The 18691-nt window shown below is 75.4% G+C and carries 6 protein-coding genes; all 6 read left to right on the top strand.

The annotated features are described in order from the left end of the window. The first annotated feature begins 1 nt into the window (after position 1). Entirely contained in the window at positions 2-3097 is a 3096-nt protein-coding gene (locus tag ABT023_RS14490) for a non-ribosomal peptide synthetase (protein WP_350885414.1), read from the top strand. Further along, positions 3094-10860 (top strand): non-ribosomal peptide synthetase, encoded by a 7767-nt coding sequence (locus tag ABT023_RS14495; RefSeq protein WP_350885416.1) that lies wholly within the window; start codon positions 3094-3096, stop codon positions 10858-10860. The genes ABT023_RS14490 and ABT023_RS14495 overlap by 4 nt, the downstream gene beginning before the upstream one ends. Before the next feature lie 95 nt (positions 10861-10955). After that, positions 10956-12731, top strand: coding sequence for a carbamoyltransferase family protein (locus ABT023_RS14500; RefSeq protein ID WP_350885418.1), 1776 nt, complete (start codon positions 10956-10958; stop codon positions 12729-12731). Continuing rightward, on the top strand, positions 12728-16207 hold the full coding sequence (locus tag ABT023_RS14505) for a non-ribosomal peptide synthetase (RefSeq protein ID WP_350885420.1): 3480 nt from the start codon (positions 12728-12730) through the stop codon (positions 16205-16207). The genes ABT023_RS14500 and ABT023_RS14505 overlap by 4 nt, the downstream gene beginning before the upstream one ends. Beyond that, on the top strand, positions 16188-17390 hold the full coding sequence (locus ABT023_RS14510) for a cytochrome P450 (protein ID WP_350885422.1): 1203 nt from the start codon (positions 16188-16190) through the stop codon (positions 17388-17390). The genes ABT023_RS14505 and ABT023_RS14510 overlap by 20 nt, the downstream gene beginning before the upstream one ends. Further along, entirely contained in the window at positions 17391-18677 is a 1287-nt protein-coding gene (locus ABT023_RS14515; protein WP_350885424.1) for an MFS transporter, read from the top strand. Positions 18678-18691: the final 14 nt, after the last annotated feature.

Below are 18691 nucleotides of genomic sequence, written 5' to 3' on the forward strand. Positions count from 1 at the left end.
GTTGAAGGCGGGGGCGGCGTATGTGCCGTTGGATCTTGGTTATCCGGCGGAGCGGTTGTCGTTGATGTTGGTGGATTCTGGTGTGTCGGTGGTGTTGGGGGGGTTGGGTTCGGCGGGGCGGTTGCCGGTGGGTCGGTGGCGGGTGGTGGAGGTTGGTGCGGAGGGTGTGGTCCCGGCCGTTCCGGTGCCTGTTCCTGTGCCTGTTCCGGTGCCTGTGCCGGTGGGGGTGACGGGTGACAGTGCGGCGTATGTGATCTACACGTCGGGTTCCACCGGCCGACCCAAGGGCGTCACCGTCCCGCACTCCGCCGTCACCCGGCTGCTGCACTGGGGCGAGGACTTCCTGCGGGCCGGACCCGACGACGTCTGGTCGATGTTCCACAGCGCGTCGTTCGACTTCTCCGTGTGGGAGATGTGGGGCGCGCTGAGCACCGGCGGCCGGCTGGTCGTGGTGCCCTACTGGGTCTCCCGCAACCCCGAGGACTTCCACCGCCTCGTGACCGGGGCCGGGGTGACCGTGCTCAACCAGACCCCCTCCTCCTTCGCCCAGTTCGAGGACCTGGACGCCCGGGCGGACCAGCCGCACGCGCTGCGCTGGGTGATCTTCGGCGGCGAGGCGCTGGAACACGCGGCGGTGCGCCGGTGGGCCGAACGGCACGGCTGGGACCGGCCGCGCCTGGTGAACATGTACGGGATCACCGAGACCACCGTGCACGTGACCGCCCGTACCCTCGGCCCCGACGACGTCGGCGACGGCCTCAGCCGGATCGGCCGCGAGGTGGCCGGGCTGACGGCCCACGTCCTCGACCCGATGCTCGTACCCGTGCCGGTCGGCGCGGTCGGCGAGCTCTACGTCGGTGGCGCGCGGCTGGCGCGCGGGTACGTCGGACGGCCGGGACTCACGGCGGAGAGGTTCGTCGCCGACCCGTGCGGCACCCGGCCCGGCGGGCGGCTGTACCGCACCGGCGACCGGGTGCGGCTGCGCCCCGACGGCGACCTGGAGTACGTCGGCCGGGTCGACGACATGGTCAACATTCGCGGCTTCCGGGTCGAGCCCGGGGAGATCGAGGCCACGCTCGCCCGGCACCCGGCGGTCGCCGCCGCCGTCGTGGCGACGCGCGCCGACGAGTCGGGGCGTGCCGGGCTCGTCGGGTACGTCACGCCCGCGGGCGCCGCCACTCTCGCGGCGGTGGAGGTACGCGAGTGGCTGCGTCACCAGCTTCCGGAGCACATGCTGCCGGCACGGCTCGTGGTGCTCGACTCGCTGCCGCTGACGCCCACCGGGAAGGTCGACCGGTCGGCACTGCCGGAGCCCGAACTCGACGGGTCGCTCACCGGCCCGGCCCCCCGTACGCCGGCGGAGCGCATCCTGTGCGAGCTGTTCAGTGAGCTGCTCGGAGTGCCCGAACTCGGCATCGACGGCAGCTTCTTCGGCCTCGGCGGCGACAGCATCATGTCCATCCAGCTGGTCAGCCGGGCGCGCCGCGCCGGCCTGCGCATCAAGCCGAAGGACGTCTACCAGCAGCGCACCGTGCGTGCCCTGGCCGCGGTGGCGACCGTGGTGGACGGCACGGGAGCCGACCGGTCGGACAGCGGGGTCGGCGCGGTGCCGATGACACCGATCCTGGCCTGGGCCCGGGAGGAACTCGGCGGCCCGCTGGACGCGTTCAGCCAGTCGATGCTGGTCCGGGTGCCCCCCGGGCAGACCGTCGACCAGGTCCGGGAGGCGTTGCAGGCGCTGCTCGACCATCATCCCGCGCTGCGGATGCGGGCCCGGACCGGGCCCGGGGACGGGCCGTGGGAGCTGGAGATCCCGCCTGCCGGGGCGGTGCGCGCCGAGGACTGCCTGCGCAGTGTCGACCTGACGGATGCCGACGCGACGGACCGACCGGCGCTCATCGCGGCGCAGGCGCAGGCCGCCCGCGACCGGTTGCGCCCGGCCGACGGTGAACTCGTGCAGGCCGTCTGGTTCGCGGCCGGCCCGGACATCGGGAACCGGCTGCTGCTGGTCGTGCACCACTTCGCCGTCGACGGGGTCTCGTGGCGGATCCTGCTGTCCGACCTCCGCGCGGCCTGCGCCGCGATCGGCGTCGGGCAGCGGCCCACGCTGGAGCCGGCGGGCACGTCGCTGCGGGGCTGGGCGCGGCAGGTCGCGGCGCTCGCCGACGAGCCGACGCACGACGACGAACCGGCCGGGTGGACGCGGCTGCTGGACCGGCCGGAGCCGACGCTCGGCAGTCGGCCCCTCGACCGTCGCGTCGACGTCTTCGAGCGGATCCGCAGCGTCTCCCGGAGCGCGTCGCCGGCCTGCACCTCCGCCGCGCTCACCACCGCCCCCGCCGCGTACCGCACCGGAGTGAACGAGATCCTGCTGACCGCGCTCGCCCTGGCGATGCCGCCCTGGCTGGCCCGGCGGGGGCGCGGCGGCCGGGACGGCGTGCTGGTCAACCTGGAGGGGCACGGCCGCGACGGGCTCGTGCCGGACGCCGACCTGTCCCGCACCGTCGGCTGGTTCACCCGCCTCCACCCCGTCCGGCTCGACCCGGGCCCGGTCGACGGGGCGCAGGCGCGATCCGGTGGCCCGGCGGTCAGCGCGGCCGTCAAACGGATCAAGGAACAGCTCCACGCCCTGCCGCCCACCGGCGGGTACGGGGTGCTGCGGTACCTCAACCCCCGGACCCGTCCCGTGCTGGCCCGGATGCCGGCTCCCCAGGTGGCCTTCAACTACCTCGGCCGGTTTCCCGCCGCCGAGCCGGACGACTGGGGGCCGGCCGAGGAGGGCCTCGTGCTGCGGGGCGGGGCCGACCCGCGCCACCCCGTGCCGCACGCCCTGGAGATCGCCGCCGTCACCGTCGACGGTCCGGCCGGTCCGGAGCTGCGTACCACCTGGTCGTGGCCGGCGGAGCTGCTGGCCGACACCGACGTGGCCGACCTGGCGGACGACTGGCACGCCGCCCTGGAGGCCGTCGTGGCCAGCTCGACGACACCGTCCGCCGGCGGTCACACGCCGTCGGACCTGACCCTCGTCTCGCTGACCCAGGACGAGATCGACGACCTTGAGCAGGAAATGGCGGCGGAACCGGGAGTGGTGTCATGACGGCGTCGAGCATCGAGGACATTCTGCCGCTGGCACCGTTGCAGGCCGGGATGATGTTCCACTCGTGGCACCAGACGGCGGGCCCGGAGGTGCAGACCGCGCAGCTCATCCTGGACCTGCACGGCCCGCTGGACGTCGCCGCGCTGCGGGCGGCGGCGGGCGGGCTGCTGCGCCGGTACCCCAACCTGCGGGCGAGCTTCCGGGAACGCCGCTCGGGCGCCCCGGTCCAGGTGATCGGCCGCCGGCCGGAACTGTCCTGGACCGAGGTGGCGGCCGAGCCGGGGGAGGACCCCGACATCGCCCTCGCCCGGCACACCGAGCTGGACCAGGGCCGGCGGTTCGACCTGCGCCGGGCCCCGCTGATCCTGTTCCGGCTGATCCGGGTCGACGGCCACCGGCACCGGCTGGTCATCACGTACCACCACATCCTGCTCGACGGCTGGTCCACGTCCCTGCTGGTCCGGGAGCTGTGCGAGCTGTACCAGCGCGGCGACGGCGACGGGTCGTCGCTGCCGCCGCCGGTGCCGTACCGGGACTTCCTCGCCTGGCTCGCCGCGCAGGACCGGCCGCGCGCGGAGGACGCCTGGCGGGCGGCGCTGGCGGACCTGGACGGGCCGACCCACGTCGCCCCCGCCGACCCCACCCGTGCCCCGGTCTGGCCGGGCAGCCTGCCGGCCGAGCTCGGCCCGGCGGCCACGGCGGACCTGGTCGCGTTCGCCAGACGGCACGACCTCACCGTCAACACCCTCGTCCAGGTGGCGTGGGCCCTGCTCGTCGGCCAGCTCACCGGGCGCGACGACGTCACGTTCGGCGCGGCCGTGTCGGGCCGGCCCCCCGAGCTGAGGGGTGCCGAGAGCATGATCGGCCTGCTGATGAACGTCGTGCCGGTGCGGGTCCGGCTGCGCCGCGACGAACCGCTGTCGGCGCTGCTGGAGCGCGTCCAGCAGGAACAGGCGCACCTGATCGAACACCACCACCTGGGCCTCGCGGACATCCAGAGGGTGGCCGGGACCGGCGAGCTGTTCGACACCTGCGTCGCGTTCGAGAACTTCCCGGAGTCCGGCGGGCTGCGCTGCGGGCCCCTGCGGGTCGAGGCGAGCGCGGCCGACGCCGCCCACTACCCGCTGAGCCTGAACGCGGCGGCCGGTTCCCGGCTGCGGCTGTTGCTGTCGTACCGTCCGGACCTGTTCCCGGTGGGGTTCGCCCGGGGCCTGCTGCGGCGGTTCACCCGGCTGCTGACGGAACTGCCCGCCGTGACGGCGGTGCGGACCGGGCGGCTCGACCTGCTCGGCGTCGAGGAGCGGCACCGGTTGTCGACCCAGGGCCGCAACCCCGCGCCGGTGCCGGCCGCGACCCTGCCGGACCTGGTCGAGGCCTGGGCCGCCCGCACGCCCGACGCGGTCGCGGTCCGTTGCGGCGCGCGCAGGCTGACGTACGGCGCGCTGAACGCGCGGGCGAACCGGCTCGCCCACGCGCTCATCGACTCCGGGATCGGCCCGGAGCGGCTCGTCGCGCTAGCCCTGCCGCGCGGCGTGGACCTGGTGACCGCGATCCTCGCCGTGACCAAGGCGGGCGCCGGGTACCTGCCGGTCGACCCGGAGTACCCGCGCCCGCGCGTCGAGCAGATGATGGCCGACGCCGCGCCGGCCTGCGTGGTGTTCGCCGGGGCGGACGCCGCGCCGGTGGCCCGTGCCGTCGCCGTGGCCGCCGGGCTGCCCCGCCTCGACCTCGACGACCCAGCGGTGGTGGCGGAGCTGTCGGGACGCCCGGACCGCGACCCCACCGACCGGGACCGCCTCACCCCCCTGCTCCCGGCCCACCCCGCCTACGTGATCTTCACGTCCGGGTCCACCGGGCGGCCGAAGGGCGTCGTCGTCACCCACCGGGGCGTCAGCAGCCTCGCCGCCACCCAGGCCGTCCACCTCGGGGTGGACGGCCGGGCGCGGGTCCTGCAGTTCGCCTCGCCCAGCTTCGACGCCTCGTTCTGGGAACTGTGCATGGCGCTGACCTCGGGAGCCGCCCTGGTGGTGCCGACCGAGCGGCTGCTCGTCGGCGAGCCGCTCGCCGAGTTCGTCCGGGCGCACGGGGTCACCCACGCGACGCTGCCCCCGGCGGCGCTCACGCAGTTGGCCGTACAGCCGCTGCCGACCCTGCGGTCCCTGGTGCTGGCGGGCGAGGCCTGCCCCGCCGAACTGGTGGCGCGCTGGGCGCCGGGACGCCGCATGGTCAACGCCTACGGCCCGACGGAGACGACGGTGTGCGCCACCATCAGCGCCGACCTCCGGGCCGACCGCGTCGACGCCGGGGCAACCGTGCCCATCGGCCGCCCGGTCCGCAACTGCCACGTGTACGTCCTCGACGACAACCTGCGGCTGGTCCCCGCCGGCGTGGCCGGTGAGCTGTACGTGTCCGGGCGGGCACTGGCCCGGGGCTACCTGCGCCGGCCGGGGCTGACCGCGACCCGGTTCGTGGCCGACCCGTACTCGGGGCCGGGCGAGCGGCTGTACCGCACCGGCGACCTGGTGCGCTGGCGTCCCGACGGGGAACTGGAGTTCGTCGGCCGGGTGGACGACCAGGTGAAGGTCCGGGGTCACCGGATCGAGCCGGGCGAGGTGGAGGCGGTGCTGACCCGGCACGACGCGGTCGCCCAGGCGGCGGTGGTCGTCCGCGAGGTGGGAGCGGGCGGCCGGCAGTTGGTCGCGTACCTGGTGGGCGTGCCGGGCGGCCCCGCACCGGACCCGGCCGCCGTGCGCGCCTTCGTCGCCGCCCACCTGCCCGAGTTCATGGTGCCGAACGTCCTCGTGCCGCTGGCCGTCATGCCGCTGACCCGCAGCGGCAAGGTAGACCGGCTGGCCCTGCCCGCGCCCGGCCAGGAGCCCGCCACCGGCGACGACCTGCCGGGCACCGCCGCCGAGAAGCTGCTGTGCGAGCTGTTCGCCGACGTGCTGGGAGTGCCCGACGTCGGCGTGGGGGACAGCTTCTTCGGCCTCGGCGGCGACAGCATCTCGTCGATCCAGCTGGTGAGCCGGGCGCAGAGCGCGGGGCTGGCCATCCGGCCCCGGGACGTCGTCGCGCACCCGACCGTCGCGCGGCTGGCCGCCGTCGCCGAACTGGCCGCCGACCGGGCCCGCGACGCTGCCACCGCCCGCGCCGACGACGGGCTGGGTGAACTGGACCCGACGCCGATCATGGAGTGGCTGCGGGCGGCCGGCGGACCGGTGGACGGCTACTACCAGTCCATGGTGGTGCGCGTGCCGGCCGGCCTCGCCGAGGCGGCCCTTGCCGCCGTCCTGCAGGCGGTGCTCGACCGGCACGACACGCTGCGGATGCGGCTGGACCGGCCGTCCTGCCCCGACGGCCCCTGGCGGCTCGACGTGGCGGCGCCGGGCACCGTGCCGGCAGCCTCGGTCCTGGTCCGGGTGCCCGTCGACCCGGACGAGCCGGAGCCGGCCCTGCGCCGGATCGTGGCCGAGCACGCGGCGGCGGCGCAGGCCCGGCTCGCGCCGCAGGCGCGGGTCATGCTCCAGGCCGTCTGGTTCGACGCCGGTCCCCGGCACCGGGGCCGGCTGCTGCTGGCCGCCCACCACCTCGCCGTCGACGCGACCTCCTGGCGGATCCTGCTGCCGGACCTGGCCGCCGCGTGGGCGACCGTGTCCGCCGGCGGGCGGCCCGAGCTGGCGCCGGTCACCACGTCGTACCGGCGGTGGTCGGCGTTGCTCGCCGAGGAGGCGGCACGACCGTCCCGCATCGCCGAGCTGGACCTGTGGCGCGGGATGCTGGCGGCGCCCCCGCCGCCCATCGGCACTCGCGCGCCGGACCCGACCCGGGACACCGCCCGTACCGCCCGGTCCCTGGCCCAGACCGTCCCGGTGGAGCTGTCGGCGGCGCTGCTGCGCCGCGTGCCGGACGCGTTCCACGCCGGCGTCGACGAGCTGCTGCTGGCCGCGCTGACCATCGCGGTCGCGTCGGCCCGGCCCGGCGGGCTGCTGGTCGACGTCGAGAGCCACGGCCGCGAGCCGCTGGCCGAGCACGTCGACGTCTCCCGTACCGTCGGCTGGTTCACCAGCCTGTTCCCGCTGCGTCTGGACCCGGCGGGCGTGGACTGGGCGGACGTGTGGGCGGCCGGGCCCGCCGTCGGCACCGTCGTGAAGCGGGTCAAGGAGCAGCTCAGGGCGGTGCCCGACAACGGCATCGGGTACGGGCTGCTGCGGTACCTGAACCTGGGCACCGCACCCGAACTCGCCCGGCTGGGCCGCCCGCAGCTCGGCTTCAACTACCTGGGCCGGCTCGGCGGCGGCGCGGCGGAGGCCGACTGGACGCCCGTCGCGCAGGACGCCCTCGGTGGCGACGTCGACGCGGACATGCCGCTGCCGCACACCGTGTCGCTGAACGCCGTCACCGTGGACCTCGCCGACGGGCCGCAGCTTCGGGCCACCTGGACCTGGGCCGGTGACGCCGTGCCCGAGGCCCGGGTCCGCGAGCTGGCCGACGGGTGGCTGCGCGCGCTGCGGGTGCTGGCGGACAGCACCGCGACCCCGGCGGCGGGCCGGATCCCCTCGGACTTCCCGCTGGTCACGGTCGGTCAGGAGGAACTCGACGCGATCGGGGCCGAGCACCCCCGCCTGACGGACCTGCTGCCGCTGGCGCCGCTGCAGGAGGGCATCCTCTACCACGCCACGTACGCGGGGGCCGGCGCGGACGTCTACACCGCCCAGTTGACGCTGGAGCTGACCGGCCGGCTGGACCCGGCGGCGCTGCGCCGGGCGGCCCAGGCCCTGCTCTCGCGGCACCCCCACCTGGGCGCGGCGTTCCGGCAGCGGCTCGCCGGCCCCCCGGTGCAGGTGATCGGCGACGGCGTGGAGCTGCCGTGGCAGGAGATCGACCTGTCGGCGCTGCCCGGGGCGGAGGGGGACGCCGAGGCCGCCCGGATCGCCGACGCCGAACGCCGGCGGCGGTTCGACCCGGCCCGGCCGCCGCTGCTGCGGTTCTGCCTGATCCGGCTCGGCGCCGAGCGGTACCGCCTCGACTTCACCCACCACCACATCCTGCTCGACGGCTGGTCGCTGTCGCTGGTGGTGCGCGACCTCATCGCGCTGTACGAGCACCACCGGGGGGCCGCCGCGCCGCAGCCGCCGGTGCCGTTCCGGACCTACCTGTCGTGGGTGGCCCGGCAGGACCGGCCGGCCGCCGAGGCGGCGTGGCGGGGGGCGCTGGCCGGGCTGGCCGAGTCGACCCTGCTGGCGGGGCCGGGTGCCGCGCACCCGACGTCGCTGCCGCGCGACCTCGACGTCGAGTTGGACGAGGAGCTGACGGCGGCCCTGACCGCCCTCGCGCGGGATCGCGGCGTGACCGTGAACACGGTGTTCCAGGGCGCCTGGGGCGTGCTGCTCGGCTACCTCACCGCGCGGGACGACGTGCTGTTCGGCATGCCGGTGGCGGGACGCCCGCCGGACCTGCCCGGCGCCGAGCAGATGGTGGGGCTGTTCCTCAACACGCTGCCGGTGCGGGTGCGTACCTCCCCGGGGGAGGCGTTCGGCGACCTGCTCACCCGGCTCCAGGACGAGCAGTCGGCCCTGGTGCCGCACCAGTACCTCGGGCTGGGCGCGGTGCAGCGGCTCGCGGGCGGCCACGGCACCCTCTTCGACACGCTGTACGTGTTCGAGAACTACCCGGTCGCGCTCGACGGCACCCCGGCCGTGGGCGAGGCCCGGATAACCGCCGTCGAGGGCCGCGACGCCACCCACTACCCGCTGGCCGTCGTCGTGCTGCCCGGCGCCCGGATGCGCGTACGCCTCAGCCACCAGCCGGACCTCATCGACCCGGCGACCGCGGCGGCGGTGCTGGAGCGGTTGCGGGCGCTGCTGCGGGCGGTCGTCGCCGATCCGGGCACCCCGGTGGCCCGGCTGTCGCCGCTCACCGGGGCGGAGCTGCGCCTGCTCGCCGACGCCAACGACACGGCCCGCCCGGTCGCCCGGGTCACCCTGACCGACCTGTTCGAGGCGCAGGCGCGGCGCACCCCCGACGCGGTCGCCGTCCGCTTCGGCGACGACGAGCTGAGCTACGCCGACCTCGACGCCGCCGCCAACCGGCTGGCCCATCTGCTGATCGGTCGCGGCGCCGGCCCGGAGCGGGTGGTGGCCGTCGGGCTGCCCCGCTCCACGTCCAGCCTGGTGGCGATCCTCGCCGCGCTCAAGGCGGGCGCCGCGTACCTGCCGATCGACCCGGACTATCCGCCCGCGCGCCGGGCGCTGATGGTCCGCGACAGCGCGGCGGTCTGCGTCGTCGCGACCCGGGAAACCGCTGGGCAACTGGTCGCGGACGGCTGCCCCGCCGACCGCTGCCTCGCGGTCGACGACCCGGCCGTCGCGGACCTGCTCGACCGGCAACCGGCGACCGGCCCCACCGACCGGCAGCGGCCCGGGCCGCTGCGCGCCGAGCATCCCGCCTACGTCATCTACACGTCCGGCTCGACCGGCCGGCCCAAGGGCGTCGTCGTCCCGCACGCCGGCATCGTCAACCGGCTGCTGTGGATGCAGGACCGGTACGGGCTGACCGCCGCAGACCGGGTCGTGCACAAGACGAGCCTCAGCTTCGACGTGTCCGTGTGGGAGATGTTCTGGCCGCTGTCGACCGGTGCGGCGGTCGTCGTCGCCGGCGCGGAGGAGCAGCGTGACCCGACGCGACTGGCCCGGCTGATCGCCCGGCACCGGGTCACGACCGCCCACTTCGTGCCGTCCGTCCTCGCCGCCTTCCTGGCCGAGCCGGTCGCCGCGTACTGCGCCGGCCTGCGCCGGGTCATCTGCAGCGGCGAGGCGCTGGACCCGGAACTGGCCCACCGCTTCCACGCCGCCTGCGGGGCGGAACTGCACAACCTGTACGGGCCCACCGAGGCGTCCGTGGACGTCACCCACTGGCCCGTGCCGGCCGGCGCCCGGCCGGCGTCCGTGCCGATCGGCCGGCCTATCTGGAACACCCGGGTGCACGTCCTGGACGGCTGCCTGCGACCGGTCCCGCCGGGCGTGGTGGGCGACCTCTACCTGGCCGGCGCCGGCCTGGCCCGGGGCTACCTGCGCCGGCCCGCCCTGACCGCCGAGCGGTTCCTGGCCGACCCCTTCGGTGCCCCCGGGGACCGGATGTACCGCACCGGTGACCGGGCGGCCTGGGACCCCGCCGGCCAGGTGGTGTTCCACGGGCGCGACGACCAGCAGGTCAAGGTGCGGGGCTTCCGCGTCGAACTGGGCGAGATCGACGTGGCGTTGGCCCGCTGCGCGGGCGTGGCCGCGGCGGCGACGGCGGTCCGGGAGGACGTACCGGGCATCCGGCGCGTCGTCGGCTACGTGGTGCCGACGCCGACGACACCGTTCGACCCGGCCCGGCTGCGCGACGAGCTGGCCGCGAGCCTGCCGGCGTACCTGGTGCCGGCGGCGTTCGTCGAACTCGCCGCGCTGCCGCTGGCGCCGAACGGCAAGCTCGACCGCTCGGCCCTGCCCGCGCCGCCGCCGCCGGCCGGCGAATCCGGTCGCGGGCCGGCCGGCGTCTGGCAGGCGCGGCTGTGCGAGCTGTTCAGCGAGGTGCTCGGCGTGCCCGCCGGGGTCGACGACGACTTCTTCGACCTGGGCGGGGACTCGTTGACCGCGATGCGGCTGGTGCACGGCGTCGAGGCGGCGCTGGGCGTCGAGCTGGAGGTCCTGGAACTGATGCTGCATCCCACCCCCGCCCAACTGGCCGCGCACCTGCCCGAGCCGGTGCCGGCGGCCGACTGACCCCAACCGCCTGTCGGCCGCCGCCGACCACGAGCGCCCGCCGACCACGGCCCGCCTGTCGGCCCCCCCACCCCTGCGAACGAAGGTTGATGACAATGCTGACGCTGGGATTCAGCGGCCTCGACCGCGGCACGGCGCTCAAGCGCGCGATACTCGGCGACGGGTGGCGGCGGGAACAACGGATCGTCCAAGGCCTGGACTCCGCGGCGGCGCTGGTCGACGAGACCGGGGTGCTCGCCGCCGCCGCGCAGGAACGCTACGACGGCGAGAAGGGCACCGGCCGCTTCCCCCGGGACGCGATCGACGCCTGCCTGCGGGCGGCCGGGGCGACGATGCGGGACGTCGAGGTCGTCGCGCACGGCTTCCGGTACGAACCCTCCACCGTCTGGCAGCTCGACCACCTCTCGACCCGGTGGTACCAGGAGGTGTACGCGTCTCGGATCCAGCGGGAGGTCTTCCGCGCCCACTACCCGGCCGCCGTCGGCGAGCCCCGGTTCACGCACGTCCGTCACCACGTGGCCCACGCCGCCAGCAGCTACTACCTCAGCGGCTTCGACGAGGCGCTGGTGGTCGTGGCCGACGGCATGGGCGAGCAGGAGTCGCTGTCGGTGTTCGAGGGGCGGGGCGCCTCGCTCGACCCGTGCGGCAGCTACCCGATCATGAGTTCGCTGGGGATCCTTTACAGCGTCTTCACGCACTACCTGGGCTTCCAGCCCGGCATGGACGAGTACAAGGTGATGGGCCTGGCGCCGTACGGCGTCCGGCAGCGCTACCGGGCCCCGTTCGACGAGTTCGTGCGGCTGGACCCCGACGGTGGGTTCGCCGTCCCGCTGCTGTCGGCGAACAAGTCCCCGATGGAACGCGAGACGCACCAGGGCGTGCTGCGCCGGCTGGAGGAGAGGCTCGGGCCGGCGCGCGCGCCGGACGCGGAGCTGACGCAGCACCACATGGACGTGGCCGCCGCCCTGCAGGACGCGCTGGAACGGACGCTGCTGCACGTCCTGCACGAGTACCGGCGCCGCACCGGGCTGCGCCGGCTGTGCCTGGCCGGCGGCGTCGCGCTCAACTGCTCCGCGAACGGGGTGATCCTGCGCAGCGGCCTCTTCGACGAGGTGTTCGTCCAGCCCGCCGCCGGTGACGACGGCAGCGCGCTGGGGGCGGCCCTGTTCGCGCTGCGCGAGGCGCGGCCGGCACCCCCGACCGGCATGCGGATGCCGTACTGGGGCGACGGATTCGCCGCCGCCGACGTCTCGGCGGCGCTGCGGGACCTCGGCCCGGGCTTCGCGGCGCACCGGTACGCCGAGGCGGACCTGGTCCGCGAGACCGTCGGGCTGATCGAGGGCGGTGCCACGGTGGCGCTGTTCCAGGGCCGGATGGAGTTCGGCCCGCGCGCCCTGGGCAACCGCAGCATCCTCGCCGACCCGCGCTCGCCGACGATGCGCGCCCACCTCAACACGGTGGTCAAGCAGCGCGAGGAGTTCCGCCCCTTCGCCCCGGCGGTGCCGGTGGAGGACGCCGCCACGTACTTCGACATCCCGCCGGGGGCGGAGGCGGCGTTCCGCCACATGCTGATGGTCACCGCCGTGCGGGCGCCCTACCGGGACCGGCTGCCCGCCGTGACCCACGTCGACGGGTCGGCCCGGGTGCAGGTGGTGCAGCGCGAGTCCGCGCCGCTGTTCTGGGGGCTGCTGCGGGAGATGGGCCGGCGGACCGGGCTGCCGGTGCTGGTCAACACGTCGTTCAACCTGCGGGGCCAGCCCATCGTCCGGACCCCCGCCGAGGCGGTTGCCACGTTCGCCCGGTCCACCCTGGACGCCCTCGTCATCGACGACCACCTGGTCCGCCGTGCCGACGCGGGGAGGACCGCGTGAGTGTCGACAACGAGCGGGCGGCGGCCGGCGCCCCGCCGTACGAGGACATCGTCCGCGCCGCCTTCCGCCAGGTGCTCCGGCGGGCGGAGGTCGACCCGGACGCCGACTTCTTCGACCTCGGCGGGCAGTCCCTGCAGGCCGTGGAGGTGGCCCTCGAACTGCGTCGGCGCATCGGCATCCCGGTCGACCTGGACCTGCTGTTCACCTGTCGGCGGCCGGTCGACGTGGTCGCGCACCTCGCCCGGCACGCGCCGTCGGTGCGGGAGACTCCGATGTCGCCGACCGAGGAGCGCCTGCTGTTCCTGGACCGGCTGCATCCGCGCTCGCCGCTGTACTGCGTGCCGGTGCGGTACCGGTTCAGCGGCGGCGAGGTCGCCGCCGAGGCCCTGCACGCCGCGTTGCAGGACCTCGTGGACCGGCACGAGGCGCTGCGGACCTGCTTCACGGCGGACGGCCGGCGGCTGGTCCGGACGGCCGCCACGCTGCCGTGGTCGGTCGTGGACCTGTCCGGGGAGGAACCCGCGCGGGCCGCCGCCGAGGCCCGGCGGTACGTCGACGCGGAGGCGCGCCGCCCGGTGCCCGTCGACGTGCCGCCGCTGGCGAGGGCCTGCCTGGTCATCGAGCCCGGTGACCGCGCGGTCCTGCTGCTCACCCTGCACCATCTGATCGCCGACCAGCACTCGCTGGACCTGCTCGACCGCCAGCTCCAGCAGTCGTACGGCGGGCACGTCGGCCTGGACCGGGACCTGCCGCCGCTGCGCCGCCGGGGACTGGCCGGCCGCCCCGACGAGGCGGCGTCGCTGGCCCACTGGCGAGGTCAGCTCGCCGGCCTGGGCGGCCGGATGGAGCTGCCGGCCGACCGGGCCCGGCCCGACGTGGTGGGTCCGGACGGCGAGGTGGTGACAGCGCCGCTGGACCCGGCGCTCGTGGCCCGCCTGACCGACCTGGCGGCGGCCTCCTCGGCCTCCGAGTTCATGGTGCTGCTCGCCGCCTGCACGGCCTTCCTCAGCCGGGTCGCCGCGCCCGAGGGCGAGGCCCACGCCCCGGACGTCGTGGTGGGCGCGCCGCTGGGCGGGCGGACGGCAGACGACGAACACACCGTCGGGATGTTCGTCAACGTCCTGCCGATCCGGGTCCGCATCGGCGCCGACACCACCTTCCGGCGGCTCATCGTCGAGGTGCGCGGGCAGGTCAGCGCGGCGCTGGCGCACCAGCGGACCCCGTTGCAGGAGCTGGTGGCGGAGGTGACCCCCGAGACCGGGCCGGGGGGGCACCCGCTGACCCAGGTCAGCATCTCGCACGTCGACAACCGCAACTGGCACTGGGCCCCCGCCGGGGCCACGGCGGTCCGGGACGTCCTGCCGACCGGCACCGCCAAGTACGAGTTGCTGTGGACCGTCACCACCGACGCGACCTCGGCGACGTCCACCCTGGAGGCCGCCGGAGACCTGTTCACCCGGGGCCGGGCCGAGCAGCTGCACGGCCGGCTGCTGGCGGACCTCGCCCGGCTCAGCGAGGCCCCGGACGTGCCGATCACGGTGGCGACGGCGACATCGGACGTGCCGGCAGCGGTGGCCCCGGGTCGCCCCGGCCCCCGGGCAGCAGGCGGGTACACCCGCCAGCCCGTCGACCGGCCGGTACACGAGCTGGTGGCGCTGCGGGCGCGGGCCCACCCGGAGGCGATCGCGGTCCGGCACGGCGACCGGAGCCTGAGCTACGGCGCGCTGGACGCCGCCGCCTCCGGGCTCGCGCGCCGCCTCGTCGAGGCGGGCGTACGACCGGGGGAGCGGGTCGCGGTCGCCGCCGAGCGGGGCGCGGACGCGGTGACCGCGTTCCTGGCCGTGCTGCGCGCCGGGGCGGCGTACGTGCCCGTCGACGTGGCCCAGCCGCCGGCCCGCAGCCGGACGATCGGGCGGGACAGCGGCGTGCGGCTCGCGCTGTGCGAGCGGGGCCACGAGGAGCACGTGCCGGCCGGGGTGCCGACGGTCGAGCTGAGCGCCGCGCTGGCCGGGGTCACCGACCCGCCCGCGCCGCCGCCGCAGGTCCCGGTGACGGTCCGGCACCCCGCGTACGTCATGTACACCTCCGGCTCCACCGGAGCGCCGAAAGGGGTGGTGATCCCGCACGAGGCGATCCTGCGGCTGGTGCCGCGCTCCAACTTCCTGCGGCTGCACCCGCAGGACGTCGTCGCACACCTGTCGAACATCGCCTTCGACGCGGCCACCCTGGAGATCTGGGGCGCGCTGTGCGCGGGCGCGACGCTGGCGGTGGTGCCCCGCGAGGTCGCCCTGTCGCCGCACCGGATGGGGCGGTTTCTCGCCGAGACCGGCGTGAGCGTCATGTTCACCACGAACGCGCTGCTCAACGCGATAGTCACGCACGTCGCCGACGCCTTCGCCGGCCTGCGGGTGCTACTCATCGGCGGCGACCAGTACGCGCTGGAGCAGGTGCGGCGGATGCTGGCCGCCGGGGCTCCCCGGCACCTCGTCAACGCGTACGGGCCGACGGAGAACACCACCTTCTCCGCCGCGCACGAGGTCGTCCCCGCCGACCTGGAACGGGGCGTCATCCCGATCGGCGGTGCCATCGACGGCACCTGCCTGCGGGTGCTCGACGACCGGCTGACCCCCGTCGCGCCGGGTGGCACCGGCGAGCTGTACGTCGGCGGCCAAGGGCTGGCCGACGGCTACGTGGGCGACGCGCGGCGCACCTGCGCGGCGTTCGTCGCGGACCCGTTCGCCGCCGAGCCCGGCCGGCGGCTCTACCGCACCGGGGACCTGGTGCGGCTGCTGCCCGACGGGGACGTCGTGTTCCTGGGCCGCCGCGACGACCAGGTCAAGATCAGCGGGTTCCGGGTCGAGACCGGCGAGGTGGAACGGGTCCTCGGCGACTGCCCGGGGGTGGGCGACTGCGTGGTGCTGGCGGTCACCGGTGCGGACCCCACGGAACTGGTCGCCGTGCTGACGGGCCCGGCCGACCCGGGCGAGGTGCGGGAGTTCCTGCGGGCCAACCTGCCGGCGTACATGGTGCCGTCGCGGTGTCACCGCGTGCGGCGGCTGCCGACGACGAACAACGGCAAGGTGGACCGGTCGGCGCTGCTGGCGGCGCTCGAACGCGACCCGGACCCGGACGCGCCCGCCCCGGCGGCCGGTGCGCCCGCGCCCGCCGGTCCGCCCGCGCCCGGCGCGGCGCTGCCGACGGACCCGGTCTCCGCCGGCCTCGCCGACATCTGGCGAGACCTGCTGGGAGCCGCCGACCTCGGCGCGGACAGCCACTTCTTCGCGCTGGGGGGTACCTCGATCAAGGCCCTGCACCTGGTCGGCGCCGTGCACCGACGATTCGGCGTCGACCTGCGGATCGTCACCGTGTTCCGGCGGCCGTCCTTCGCCGACCTGGCCGGAGAGATCACCGACCTGGTCCGGGCGGACGGCCGGACCGAGCGCAGAGGGAGCGACGATGGACCTGGGCGACCCTGACCTGTACCTCGGCCCCGGCCGGTTCGCCCGCTGGCGCCGGTACGCCGCCGCCGACGCCGTGCTGTGGAGCGAGGCCGGCGCGTCGCCGGGCGGTTTCTGGTCGGTGTTCTCGCTGGCGGGGTGCCGGGCGGTCCTGGCGCCGAAGGCGCCGTTCACCTCCGAGTACGGGATGATGATCGGGTTCGACCGCGACCACCCCGACAAGGCGGGCGGCGGGATGCTGGTGGTCGCCGACGGCCCCCGGCACAGCCGGCTGCGGAGCGTCATCATGCCGTTCCTGTCGAGGGCGATGGCCGAGTCCCTGGAGGACATCGTCCGGCAGGAGGTCCGCCGGCTCGTCGCGGACGCCGTGTCGGCCGGCGGCATCGACGTCGCCGCCTCGCTCGGGCCCGTGATCCCGGCGAGCGTCGTCTGCCGGATCCTGGGCGTGCCGGCGGCCGACCGCGACATGCTCATCGAGCTGACCAGCCACGCCTTCGGCGGCGCGGACAGCACCTTCGACCGGATGCCGCCGGAGGCGGCCCACTCGGAGATGATTCTCTACCTCGCCGACCTGGTGGCCGACCGGCGGCGCAACCCGGGCGACGACCTGATCAGCGCGCTGGCCGGCGACAGTCGCTTCGACCTGCGCGAGGTGCTCCTCAACTGCGACAACGTCCTCGTCGGCGGCAACGAGACGACACGGCACGCGATCGCCGGCTGCTTCCACGCGCTGGCCACGGCGTCCGGGACCCTCGACGGGCTGCGGGCCGATCCGGACCTCGTCGGACCGGTCGTCGAGGAGGTCATCCGGTGGACCTCACCCGCGATGCACGTGCTGCGGGTCGCCACCGGGGACGTCGACCTGCCCGGTCAGCGGGTGTCGACGGGCGAGGCGGTCGTGGCCTGGCTGCCGGCGGCCAACCGCGACCCGCGGCACTTCGAGGCCGCCGACGAGTTCCGCCCCGGCCGCCCGGCCAACCACCTGGGCTTCGGCTACGGCCCGCACCACTGTTTGGGAGCGGCGCTGGCCCGGCTGGAACTCCGGGCGCTGCTCCTCGCGCTGGCCGAGTTCGTGGGGTCGGTGGCCGTACTCGGGGAGCCGGTGCCGCTGCGGTCCAACCTGGTCCACGGCTATCGCCACCTGCAGGTGCGACTGGAACCCGTCGGCCGCGCCGCCAACCACCGAGAGGAGCTGAGTTGAGTGACCGCATTCAGGGACGGCCGGTTTCGGCGGCTGTACGTCGGCGACGCCCTGTCGGGCTTCGGGGACACCGCGCTGCTGCTGGCCCTCGGCGTCTGGGTCAAGGATCTCACCGGCAGCAACTCGGCGGCCGGTGCCGTGTTCCTGGCGATGGGCCTGCCGGTGCTGTTCGCCCCGCTGGCCGGGCGGCAGATCGACCGGGTTCGCCGCAAGCCGCTGCTGATGGTCACGAACGCGATCGCCGGGCTGGCGGTGCTGGCCCTGCTCCTGGTGCGCACCGCCGAGCACACCTGGATCATCTACGGCGTCGCCGTCGTGCACGGCTGCGTCGCCACGGTGCTCATGGCGGGACGAAACGCCCTGCTCAAGGACCTGTTGCCCGACCAGGACCTGGCCTCGGCCAACGCGGCGTTCGGCACGCTGTTCGGGTTCACGCGGATCCTCGCGCCGCTGGTCGGGTCCGGCATCTACGCCGCGTTCGGCGGCCGTCTGCTGGCGCTGTTCGACGCGCTGACCTTCCTCGCCGCCATCACCGCGCTCGCGACCGTGCGCATCGTCGAGTCGCCACCGGAACGCACCGGGGACCGGTTCGGCACCGAGCTGCTCGCCGGTCTCCGCTACATCCGGTCGGTCCCGCTGCTGTCCCAGGTCACCGTGGTGAGCGCCATCGCGTTCGGTGCCGTGGGCTTCCTGGAGCCGATCATCTTCGTGGTGGTCGAGGACGGGCTGCACCGGCCGGCGGCGTTCTTCGGCGTGATCGTCAGCGTCCAGGGCATCGGCGCCATCATCGCCGGATTCACCGGCGCGTGGCTGCTGCGCCGCGCCGGCGAGGCCCGGGCCATCGGCGGCGCGCTGATCGGGCTGGGGCTCGGCTGCGCCACCCTGGCCGTCGGCGCGACGCCGGTCGTGCTGGGTGGGGCGATCGGGATCGGGCTCGCGGTCACCTGGTTCTCGATCGGCTGGAACACCACGTTGCAGCGGCACACCCCCTCGCGGCTGCAGGGTCGGGTCTTCACCACGGCGGGGATGCTGGTGACGGTCCCGCAGACGGCGTCCATCGGGGTGGCCGCGGCCCTCATCGTCGTTGTGGACCACCGGCTCCTGCTGGCCGTCCTGTCGCTCGTGATCCTGCTTTCCGGGCTGCGACTGCTGACCCGTCCGAGGCCGGCGCCGGTGGCCACCGCACAGGCCGGCGACGCGGCGGCGGGCCGTGAACCGGTGCCGCAGGGCGCGGTGCCGGACGGCGGCGCGGTGCCGGACGGAGCGGTGCCCGGCCGCCGGGACTAGCCGGTCCCGTGGGA

Origin of the sequence: Micromonospora sp. NPDC002296, from assembly GCF_040296145.1 — a bacterium.
In the GTDB taxonomy this organism is placed as follows: domain Bacteria; phylum Actinomycetota; class Actinomycetes; order Mycobacteriales; family Micromonosporaceae; genus Micromonospora.